The following is a 10146-nucleotide window of genomic DNA, read 5'->3' as shown; positions in this document are numbered from 1 at the left end:
GGCGGGCGTCACCGACACCGTGACGACCCGCGGCGGCGCCTCCGTCCAGGCGTTCCGGTCCGGGATCACGGCCGGGGCCGGCGTCGTGATGACCTCGACGGCGATGTACACGAGGATCGACCCGGGCGTGCCCGCCGCGTTCTCCCCGGTCGTCGTCGGGGACGTGTTGCGCGGCGACCTCGGCTTCCGGGGCGTGGTCATCTCCGACGACCTCTCCGCGGCGACGCAGGTGCTCGCCTGGTCGCCGGCCCAGCGGGCGATCAAGACGATCGACGCGGGCGGCGACATCGTGCTCGTCTCGAGGGACCCTACGGTCGCGCCGCAGATGGTCGACGCCGTCGTCGCGCACGCCCGCGTGAACCCGGCGTTCGCGAAGAAGGTCGACGCGGCCGTGCTCCGGGTCCTGGCCGCGAAGAGCCGACTGACGCACTGAAAGATGGAAACCGTGAACCCTTCGCCGAATGGCTCCCGCCGTGCCCGTATCCTCGCCGGCGCGACTGCCGGTCTCGCCCTGGCTAATCTCGCGGTGTACATCCTGGTCATACGCTCTCAGGGTGGCCCCGACGGGTCCGCAGGATCCGGCATCGCCTGGTGGTACGTCGCGGTGCTGCTGGTCACGGTCGCCGCGTCCGTCGGCGCCGCGGCCACCGGAAGGGTTCGGCGGGTGATGCCGGCGTCCGCCGTGCTGCTTGGCGTCTGCGCGCTGCTGGGCCTGCTGTCCATCGGGATCCTGCTGCTCCCCGCGGTCCTCACCGCGGTGCTGTCCGGCACCCTCCCGGCGCGCGGATCCACCTCGGCGCAACTGCCGGGGGCCTAGCCGTCGCGCACTACCCCCGCGCGCGGACCCACATCTCGATCGCTTCGTACACGTCCGGGAACTCGTCGAAGATCCGGGCCCGGTCCTTCTGCGGGAGGTTGCGCCACACCTGTTCGAGCCGCAGCACGTCGAGCGTGCTCATGGCGGGCACGACCCGACGGCGCGCTTGGGTGGGGCCTGAGACGGGTGTGCGCGTGCGACGCGGTCACTCGCCATGGTGGTGCTCCTTGTGTGGTGGCGTGCGAGGGTGATGAAGGGGGTCGGCCCTTGCCCCAGGTCTCGCCGAACGCGGACCGGGTGCGGGTCCACGCGGGCGAGCTGCCAGGCCCGTCGCGGTGCTCGCACCGCAGGGAGCTGCAAATCGAGGATGCCGGGACGAAACCGTCAATCCTCGCGTAGTCGATCCTACGCGTCGGCCGCCCTGCAACCCCCTCCCGTCCCCACGGCGGGCGGCGAATCCGCAGGCCACGGGCCTCCGGGTAACCCGTTCGGACCTGCCGAGCCGGTCCGAGGTTCGGCACACTTGGGCCCATCTCGATCCCGTCAGGGGGCGCGATGACGACGAAGGCGCCGGCGTCCGGTTGGTCCGCGCGCGCCCGCTCGGGTGCGGGGGCCGCCGTGGTCGCGGTCGCCCTCGCGTGGCTGTCGGGGTGCGCCGACAGCGGTTCGACCCCCACCCCGACGCCGACGTCGGCGACCAGCAGGGCGAGCGAGTCCCCCGCCCCGACCGCCGACGTGATCAAGGTCGCCGTGTACTACGCCGTGAGCTCCGGGACCGACCTCCGGCTGGCTCGCGAGATCCGCCCGCTGCCCGACGTCGGCGGGGCGGCGCTCACCGCGGCCCGCGCGGTCCTCGCGGGTGAGCCGCTGGATCCCGACTACCACGGGCTCTGGAATCCGCGGGGGGAGGTGCTCGGGGTGCGCGCGGCCGACGGCGTCGTCCAGGTCGACCTGTCGTCGTCGGCGGCGACCTCCACGACCGGGTCGATGGGCGCCGTGCTTGCGGTCCAGGCGCTCGTCTACGCCGTCACGGATGCGCTCGGTGCGGCCGGCTCCAAGGCCCCGCCGGTCCAGATCCTGATCGCGGGTGAGGTTGTCGACCAGCTGTTCGGTGTGGTCGGCACCCGAGAGCCGATCGCCCGGGCCGACCCGCTCGACGTCCGCCAGCTCGTGCAGATCGACGACCCGAACGAGGGCGACAGGGTCTCCAGGACGGTCACCGTCGCGGGCGAGGCGGCCGTGTTCGAGGCGACCATGCCGTGGCGCGTCACGACCCCGGGCGGCGCCGAGGTGCAGGCCGGCGTCGCGCGCACCGCCGAGGGGCAGACGTTCTCGCCGTTCTCGTTCGCGGTCACCTTGAAGCCGGGGAAGTATCTCGTCGCCGTGACCGAGGACGACCCCTCGGGCGGTGCGGGCGGCCCGGTCGCGACGGACACGCGCGCGATCGTCGTCGCGTAGCTGTCTCGGCCCGCGCCCGCGTCCCGCTCGATAACCTCGGGCCCGTGACCTCCTACCGGATCGCCCTGGGTGTCGGGCTCCTGCTCCCCGGCATCGAGCCCGACGCCGTGCTGCCTGCGGCCGCGGGAGCTGCGCGGGAGCTGACGACGGTCGAGGCGTTCGACGTCGCCGTCGTGCGCGGCGAGGCGCGGATCACCGTCCGCTTCGTCGCCGACGGCGACCGGGAGGCCTGGGCGATCGCGCGGGTCGTGCGGGCCGCCGTCGGCGCCCTCGCCGGCGTGACCTCCCCCGAGCTGACCCGCCGCTACGGTCCCCGCTGGCACCCCGTCTACCTGACCCGCTGACCCAACCACCCGCCGAGAAGTCGATTTCCGCCCATTCCGGCCGACCTCAATGGGCGGAAATCGACTTCTCGACGACGTTTGTGTCGGCCGGGGTGAGGTCGGGGTGCTGATCTCTTCAAGTCTTCGGCGTCGTGGCCGAATGGAGACTTGCGGGGTCACCTGTTGAGCGCCTGAGGATCCCGACTGCATCAGTGCTGGGCGACCGGGACGAAGGGCCACGACAACCGATGGAGTGCCCGCAGGCGCCAGTGACGCGGCGTGAGCTCCGTCTGGACGACAAGTGCTCCAGTCCGCTCCCGCCGCTTCTGCCCGAGCCTGCTCGCCGGACTCGACGACCGCGCTCTCGCGCCGGTTCGTCGCCGCGCGGGTCGGGCTCGGCGATGACGCTCCCGGCGCGGGCCGCCGCCGTGGTCGCCGTCGTGGTGACGTTCGCGCTGCTCGGGGTTGGCGCGGCGCAGCTCCACACAGCCCGTCTCGAGCGCGCGGAACGCCAGGCGAGCGTCGCCGCCGTCCTGCACGAGTTCGCGATCACGGTGCGCGCGCAGCAGGCGGACAGCGCGCGCCTCGAGGGACGAGCTGTCGCCTACTCCTCCAACAAGCGCAGCGAGGCGCTCGCGGTCGCCGGCGTCGCCGTCGCGCATGCGGTGACCGTCGCGGAACATGTGTCGGACGACGTCACGCCCGCGACGCTCGCCCCGCTCGAGGCCGCCCGCGCCAGCCTCGCGGCGTTGATCGTGTCCGCCCCGGTTCCGGTGCCCGAGCGGGCGCCCGACCCCGTGCTCGTCGCTCCGGCCCAGCCTGAGGTCACGGTCGCGGCCCAACGCGCGACCGTCGAGTCTCCCGAACAGCTGCTCGTCGGCGGTCCGGGGCGGTCGTCCTTGCCCGCGAGCGAGATCTCGACCGCCTCAGGGGCATCCGTCGTGGCTCTGACGATCGACGCGGCCGAGGCCGAGCCGGAGCCCGCGCCGGAGCCCGCGGCCACGGCCGAGCCCGAGCTCGAGCCAGAACCCGCGCCCGAACCCGCGCCCGAACCCGCGCCCGCGTCCGACGGCGATGCGCAGCCCGACGTGACCTGGCCGGATGCAGCCGCGGACCCGACGGCGGTCCTCGGCAACGACACGGTCTCACCGATCACCGGTGCACCCACGCGGCCCTCGCACGGAACCGGAACCGGAACCGGAACCGGAACCGGAACCGGAACCGGAACTGGAACCGGAACCGGAACCGAGAGCGAGACCGGCCCGGGACCCGGATTCGCACCCGAACCGGAAGGCCGACCCGCCCAAGTCCCCGTCCTCGCCGCCCTCGACCTCGACGTCAGCGCCCAGATGGTCGCCGCCGCGCAGCTCGTGACCACGCTCTCGGCGCACGTGCAGGCCACCGCGGCAGCGAACGTGACTGCCGAGAAGGCCGCCAGAGCTGCCGCGGCCGCCGCCAGGGCCGCCGCTCGAGCCGCGGCGGCTGCCCGCGCCGCCGCCGCCCGGGCCGCCGCCGTCGAGCTCGCCCGGAAGGTCGCGGTCGCCGTCGGGTCGGACAACGGCGCGATCCCGCCCGACGGGCTGTGCGGGGTGTCGTTCTCCGCGGACGCCCTCATGCGGTGTGACGCGGCGAAGGCCCTCGAGCGGCTCGACAAGGCGTTTCGCGCCGACGTCGGCCGAGACCTCGACATCGTCAGCTCCTACCGCACGCTCGCCGACCAGGCGGCCATCAAGGCGTCCCGTGGCGATCTCGCAGCCGCGCCGGGCACCTCCAACCACGGTCTCGGGTTGGCCATCGACCTCCGGGGCTTCGGGTCGGTCGGCCAGTTCAGCGCCCCGGACTACCTGTGGATGAAGGAACGCGCAGGCGACTTCGGCTGGCACCACCCGGCGATCATGGAGCCCGGCGGCACAGGCCCGGCGGAGCCATGGCACTGGGAGTTCGGCACCAAGCCCTGATCAACACGACCCGACGTCCTCGGGCTCGATCGCGCCGCGAACTGGGAGTAGTTGTCGCATTTCGGGCGAGGCGACGACAACAACTCGCAGTTCGCGGCAGCTCGGCGGCTGCGACCAGCCGTTCGATCCCGGATTCGATGCGGCGGATGATCGGGTAGCCTCCGAAACTCCCCAGCCGTCGGCGACGCTCGTCAAGGTGCGCATTGTGCTGAAAAGGCCACGCCAGGAGCGACATGACGATCACCTACCCGGTCGCTCGCGGTTTCGGGCCGGTGGTCGTCGTGGTGGTCGCTGCGGTGCTGCTCGACGAGCATCTCAGCGCGGGTGCGCTGCTCGGGATCGCCGGCGTCCTCGCGGGCGTGGCGGTGATCTCCACCGGGTCTCAAGGCGTGCACGAGGACCGAAACAAGCGACTCGTCGGCCTGTTCGGCGGTCTCTTCATCGGTCTCGCCATCGCCGGGTACACGCTCTGGGACAACTACAGCGTCAACACTCTCGGCATCCCACCCGTCCCCTATTACACGGGGACGATCGTTGTGCAGTTCCTCGTCCTGAGCGTCGTGTGCGCGAAGAGGCCCGTCGAGGCGGTCGCCACGCTGCGCCGGCACTGGCGGATCGCGGTCGCGGTCGCGGTGCTCACGCCGCTCTCATACGTGTTGGTCCTGCTCGCGATGCGGATCGCACCCGTGGCCCTGGTCGCACCGCTGCGCAGCACGAGCATCGTGATCGGAAGCCTCGCCGGCTGGCTGCTTCTTGGCGAGGATCACGCCGCGCGTCGCCTTCGGGTGCGGTGATCGTGCTGGTCGGGGTCAGCGCGATGGTCGTCAGCACGTAACAAGCTCACCGGGCGTTGATGTCACCGCTGCCGGAGACGTGGCTGGTGACCTTCGCGCCGCCGGAGTGCGTGATGTTGCCGCTGCCGGCGATGTCGGCGTTTAGCCTTCGCCCGTTCGCGCGCCGCGCACTGCATTCGTGCGCAGATGGGTGAATACGGCCGTGTTCGTCCGTTGTGTCCCAAACGCCCACCTACGATATTGCCGGTCGGACGCGCCCCGCGCCGGCGGGACACCGGGGGTTGGCCATGGTTTCGTGCTCGACGACGTCCCGTTGCCCGAGTCTGGCGCGCCGCCTCGCGTGGCGCCGCCCGTGAGGATCCCCATGCGCTCGGCGCTCTCGTCGTTCCCCAGGGCAGTCGCGAGCCTCGCAGCTGCCGCGCTCCTGGTTGCCGGCCTCGCCGTTGCCGGCCCGCAGGCTCCCGCCGTCGCCGACACGGCGCCCACCGACCCGGGCACCCCGGCGACCGTCTCGTCGGACTCCCTGCCCACGGTCCAGGTCGACGGCGTCGTCTGGTCGCAGATCATCGTCGGCAACACGGTGTACGTCGCCGGGCAGTTCACCACCGCGCGGCCCGCGGGCGCCGCACCCGGGACGCTGACCGTCCGCCGCTCGAACCTCCTCGCCTACAGCCTGACCACCGGTGCGCTGCTCACGACCTGGGCCCCGGCGCTCAACGGACCCGCGTACGTGATCACCGCGTCGCCGGACAAGACCCGCCTGTACATCGGCGGCAACTTCACCACCGTGAACGGCGCCGCGCAGGCGCGGTTCGTCGTGCTGGACCGGGCCACCGGGAAGCGCGTCGACGGCTTCACCGTCGGCGCGAACGCCGCCGTGCGGGCCATCGCCTCCACCCCGAGCACGATCTACCTCGGCGGCAACTTCAACGCGGTGGCCGGCGCTACCCGCTACCGGTTGGCGGCGCTCAGCGCCACGACCGGCTCGCTGCTGTCGTGGGCGGTCTCGGCGCAGTCCGCGCAGGTCGACGCGCTGGTACTGAGCCCCGACCAGAGCCGCCTGATCGTCGGCGGACGGTTCACCATGCTCGGCGGCGTCGCCGCGCCCGGGTCGGGCGCGGTCTCGGCATCGACCGGCGCGGTGCTTCCCTGGGCGGCCAACACGGTGATCAAGAACTGGGGCTACGGTGCCGGGATCACGAGCCTGGTGACCGACGGGACGCTGATCTACGGCTCCGGCTTCGCCTTCATCCGGGACACCAGCAGCGCGGGCAACCTCGAGGGCGTGTTCGCCGCCGACCCGATGACCGGCGAGATCGTCTGGGTCGAGGACTGCCACGGTGACACCTACTCGGTGTTCGCCACCCCGGGCAAGGACACGGTCTACGGCGCCGGGCACGCGCACTACTGCGGCAACATCGCCGGCTACCCCAACGGGGCCTACCGGTACGGCCTGGCGTTCTCCAAGAAGGTCGCCATGACCATCACCCCCAATCCGATCGCGAACTACTACAACTGGCAGGGCTACCCGGCGCCCGCGCTGCTCAACTACTACCCGGACTTCACCGCCGGTACCTTCACCGGCCAGCTCCAGGCGACCTGGCAGGTGACCGGCGACGCCGACTACGTGCTCTACGGCGGGGAGTTCCTCACCGTGAACGGGGTGCCCCAGCAGGGCCTGGCTCGGATGGCCGTGAGCACCCTCGCCCCGAACAAGAAGGGTCCGCGGCTGACCGGCGCCGCCACTCAGCCGATCGCGGTGTCCAAGGCCTCGGGCTCGGTGCAGCTGTCATGGCCGACCAACTGGGACCCCGACAACGAGACCCTGACGTACTCGGTGTACCGCGACGCCGCCACCACGCCGGTCTTCACGACGTCCTCCCAGGCCACCTCGTGGCAGCCCTCCCGGATCTCGATGACGAATACCGGCCTCGTCCCCGGGCACATCTACGCTTACAAGGTCGTGGTCCGGGACGCATTCGGGAACTCCGTCACCTCTCCGACGGTGCAGGTCGGGGTGGTCGGCAACAGCGCCGGCCTGCTGAGCAGCTATGCCAAGCAGATCCTGCGCGACGGCGCCGCCGGCTACTGGCGGCTGGGCGAGACCATCAACCACGCGCAGGACTGGACCGGCTACGCCGACTCGTACGTCGGCACGGGGGTCGTCCGGGCGGTTCCCGGGGCGCTCAGCGGGGACCCCAACAGGGCGGCGCGATTCACCGGCGCAGCGACGTCCCGGGTGTACGGGAGCCGCGCGATGGTGGGCCCGAACCGGTTCTCGGTCGAGGCGTGGTTCAGGACGACGTCGACGTCGGGCGGCAAGATCGTCGGCTTCGGCAACAACTCGACCATCGACAGCACCAAGTACGACCGTCACGTGTACATGGGCGCCGACGGCCGGCTCCGCTTCGGCGTCCACCCCAACTCGGTGCGGGTGATCACCGCCCCGGTCGCGTACAACGACGGGCAGTGGCACCACCTGGTCGCGACCCTGGGCACGAGCGGGATGCGGCTGTACGTGGACGGCGCGCTGCGGGCCGCGGACCCGAATACCGTCAGCGCGTCGCAGATCCCCGCCGGGTACTGGCGCATCGGGGGGGACAGTGTCGGAGCCTGGCCCGGGGCCGCCGGCGAGAACTTCGTCGGCGACATCGACGACGTCGCCGTCTACGGTCGGGCGCTCACCGCCGCCACCGTGGCCGGGCACCAGTCGCTCGGCTCGGGCGGCGTGCTCCCGAATCTGGCACCCACCGCGACCTTCACGGCGATCGGCGGGGAGTTGACGGCGAGCGTCGACGCGTCCGCGACGAGCGATCCCGACGGCACTGTCGAGTCCTACGCGTGGACCTTCGGGGACGGCGCCACCGGGACCGGGGTCACCGCCTCGCACGACTACACGACGCCGGGCACCAAGGAGGTCGATCTCACCGTGACCGACGACAAGGGCGGGCAGACCGTCACGTCCCAGCGGGTCGTCGTCCTGCGGGCGAACGCGCGGCCGACGGCGAGCTTCACGGTGACGCCGACAGACCTGTCGGCCACCGCCGACGCCGCCGCGACTACGGACCCGGACGGGACGATCGCGTCCTACGCGTGGACCTTCGGCGACGGCGCCACCGGCGCCGGGGTGAGCGCGTCCCACGCGTACGCGACGGCCGGCACGTACCCGGTCACCCTGACCGTGACCGACAACGACGGCGGGATCACGACGATCGCCCACGACGTCGTCGTCGCGGCGCCGAACGCGCTGCCCACGGCGAGCTTCACCGCGACGGGCGGTTCGCTGACCGCGAGCGTCGACGGGTCGGGGTCCAGCGACCCGGACGGCACGATTGCCGCCTACGCCTGGACGTTCGGCGACGACGGCACGGGCACCGGGCCGACGGCGACCCACACCTACGCGACCGGCGGCACCTACCCCGTCACGCTCACGGTGACCGACGATGCCGCCGCGACGGGCTCGATCACCCACGATGTGGTCGTCGCCGGCCCGAACTAGTCGGCGACCGCGACCTTCGATGACGACGGCGCGACCGCGTTCAGCGAGCGGTCGGCCCATCTCGACCACGGTGTGATCGTCAGCGCGGGCGGTCCCGGTCGCGGCTCGGCTGCACGCGCTTGGGCTCGCCGGGCATCTTGGGGTACTCCGGCGGGTAGGGGAGGTCCTGGGTGCCGTGGTCGCGCTCATCCTTGTCGGCCAGATCCAGCAAGGGCTGGATCGAGTAGCCCTGCCCACCGTCGGCACTCGGCGCACCGTCGGCGTTCAGCGGCGAGAACAGGTCGCCGACCTCGGCGAACCGGGCCGGCATCGTCGTGATGTCGAAGTCGTTCGGGGCGACGTCGGCCACCTCCTCCCAGCGCAGCGGCGCGGAGACGGTGGCGCGCGGGTTCGCGCGGATGGAATAGGCGGAGGCGATCGTGCGGTCCCGCGCCATCTGGTTGTAGTCGACGAAGATCTTGACGCCGCGCTCCTCCTTCCACCACTTGATCGTGACCTGCTCGGGCAGGCGGCGCTCGAGCTCGCGACCCAGCGCGATGGTCGCCCGCCGGGCCTGCGTGAAGGTCCAGCGCGGCTGGATCGGCACGAAGATGTGCAGCCCCCGCCCGCCGGACGTCTTCGGCCAGCCCTCCATGCCGAGCTCGTGCAGCAGGGCGCGCACCTCGGGGGCCACGCGCGCGGCGTCGTCGTAGTCGGTGCCGGGCTGCGGGTCGAGGTCGATCCGCATCTGATCGGGGGACTCGACGTCGGCGCTGCGCACCGGCCACGGGTGGAACGTGATCGTGCCGAGGTTCGCCGCCCACGCGACCACGGCCAGCTCGGTCGGGCACACCTCGTCGGCCGTGCGCCCGCTGGGAAACGCGATCCGGGACGTCTCGACGTAGTCGGGGGCGCCCTGCGGGACCCGCTTCTGGTAGAACGCGTCGCCCGAGCTGTCCATCCGGGTGGCGAGCTTCGCGCCCTCGAACACGCCCTTCGGCCAGCGCTCGAGGGTGGTCGGGCGGTCCCGCAGCGCGCCGAGGATCCCGTCCCCGACGGACACGAAGTACTGCACGACGTCGAGCTTGGTCAGCCCCCGCTCCGGGAAGTACAGCCGGTCGGGACTGCTGACCTTGACGGTGCGCCCCCGAACCTCGAGCTCGACCGCGGGTGTCTTGCCAGCTGCCATCCCCCCACGCTAACGACGCCCGCCCGCCCCCGCGCGGGCACCGCCGCCCGCGAGTTCGCCCATCTGACGCGAATTCGTCGTTCGAAACCGGCGAACTCGCGGGTAAATGGGCGAACTCGCGGCCGAACG

At 72.1% G+C, this 10146-nt stretch carries 10 protein-coding genes; 7 read left to right on the top strand and 3 right to left on the bottom strand.

What is annotated here, in order from left to right; translation table 11 throughout:
- Window positions 1–433, top strand: a 433-nt coding sequence (locus tag VIM26_RS16535) for a glycoside hydrolase family 3 N-terminal domain-containing protein (RefSeq protein WP_331953134.1), incomplete at its 5' end; no start/stop codon positions are given.
- A 12-nt stretch (window positions 434–445) separates the two neighbouring features.
- Window positions 446–817, top strand: a complete 372-nt coding sequence (locus tag VIM26_RS16530; protein WP_331953132.1) for a hypothetical protein — start codon at window positions 446–448, stop codon at window positions 815–817.
- Between the two features lie 10 nt (window positions 818–827).
- On the opposite strand, the gene VIM26_RS16525 is transcribed toward VIM26_RS16530, so the two are convergent.
- The gene (locus tag VIM26_RS16525) at window positions 828–959 is read right to left on the bottom strand and encodes a hypothetical protein (RefSeq protein WP_331953130.1); all 132 of its coding nucleotides are present in this window, start codon (window positions 957–959) and stop codon (window positions 828–830) included.
- 413 nt (window positions 960–1372) lie between these two features.
- Here VIM26_RS16525 and VIM26_RS16520 point away from each other — a divergent pair, with 413 nt between their 5' ends.
- The 4 genes from VIM26_RS16520 to VIM26_RS16505 all read left to right on the top strand — a co-directional run bounded on the left by VIM26_RS16520 (window position 1373) and on the right by VIM26_RS16505 (window position 5350).
- Complete coding sequence (locus VIM26_RS16520) at window positions 1373–2275, top strand: Gmad2 immunoglobulin-like domain-containing protein (protein ID WP_331953128.1); 903 nt, start codon at window positions 1373–1375, stop codon at window positions 2273–2275.
- A gap of 44 nt (window positions 2276–2319) precedes the next feature.
- A complete protein-coding gene (locus tag VIM26_RS16515; RefSeq protein ID WP_331953126.1) occupies window positions 2320–2619 on the top strand; it encodes a hypothetical protein in 300 nt (99 codons plus the stop codon).
- Window positions 2620–2999: 380 nt separating this feature from the next.
- The gene (locus VIM26_RS16510; protein WP_331953124.1) at window positions 3000–4556 is read left to right on the top strand and encodes a M15 family metallopeptidase; all 1557 of its coding nucleotides are present in this window, start codon (window positions 3000–3002) and stop codon (window positions 4554–4556) included.
- 233 nt (window positions 4557–4789) lie between these two features.
- Window positions 4790–5350 (top strand): hypothetical protein, encoded by a 561-nt coding sequence (locus VIM26_RS16505; RefSeq protein ID WP_331953122.1) that lies wholly within the window; start codon window positions 4790–4792, stop codon window positions 5348–5350.
- Between the two features lie 46 nt (window positions 5351–5396).
- Here VIM26_RS16505 and VIM26_RS16500 read toward each other — a convergent pair whose 3' ends face one another.
- The gene (locus tag VIM26_RS16500) at window positions 5397–5582 is read right to left on the bottom strand and encodes a hypothetical protein (protein ID WP_331953120.1); all 186 of its coding nucleotides are present in this window, start codon (window positions 5580–5582) and stop codon (window positions 5397–5399) included.
- Between the two features lie 132 nt (window positions 5583–5714).
- Between VIM26_RS16500 and VIM26_RS16495 the strand changes: the two genes are divergently transcribed.
- Window positions 5715–8849, top strand: coding sequence for a PKD domain-containing protein (locus VIM26_RS16495; RefSeq protein WP_331953118.1), 3135 nt, complete (start codon window positions 5715–5717; stop codon window positions 8847–8849).
- Between the two features lie 79 nt (window positions 8850–8928).
- On the opposite strand, the gene ligD is transcribed toward VIM26_RS16495, so the two are convergent.
- Window positions 8929–10017 carry a non-homologous end-joining DNA ligase gene (gene ligD, locus VIM26_RS16490; RefSeq protein ID WP_331953116.1) on the bottom strand — a complete coding sequence of 363 codons (1089 nt, stop codon included), beginning with the start codon at window positions 10015–10017 and terminating at the stop codon, window positions 8929–8931.
- Between the last annotated feature and the right edge of the window lie 129 nt (window positions 10018–10146).

This window comes from Pengzhenrongella sp. (assembly GCF_036565025.1).
Classification (GTDB): Bacteria; Actinomycetota; Actinomycetes; order Actinomycetales; family Cellulomonadaceae; genus Pengzhenrongella.
This window is presented reverse-complemented; position numbering and strand designations above follow the sequence as displayed.

Bases quoted from the DNA above. Each gene is read 5' to 3' on its own strand.
- VIM26_RS16520 (WP_331953128.1), top strand. From the start codon at position 1,373: ATGACGACGAAGGCGCCGGCGTCCGGTTGGTCCGCGCGCGCCCGCTCG.
- VIM26_RS16510 (WP_331953124.1), top strand. From the start codon at position 3,000: ATGACGCTCCCGGCGCGGGCCGCCGCCGTGGTCGCCGTCGTGGTGACG.
- ligD (WP_331953116.1), bottom strand. From the start codon at position 10,017: ATGGCAGCTGGCAAGACACCCGCGGTCGAGCTCGAGGTTCGGGGGCGC.
- VIM26_RS16525 (WP_331953130.1), bottom strand. From the start codon at position 959: ATGAGCACGCTCGACGTGCTGCGGCTCGAACAGGTGTGGCGCAACCTC.
- VIM26_RS16505 (WP_331953122.1), top strand. From the start codon at position 4,790: ATGACGATCACCTACCCGGTCGCTCGCGGTTTCGGGCCGGTGGTCGTC.
- VIM26_RS16495 (WP_331953118.1), top strand. From the start codon at position 5,715: ATGCGCTCGGCGCTCTCGTCGTTCCCCAGGGCAGTCGCGAGCCTCGCA.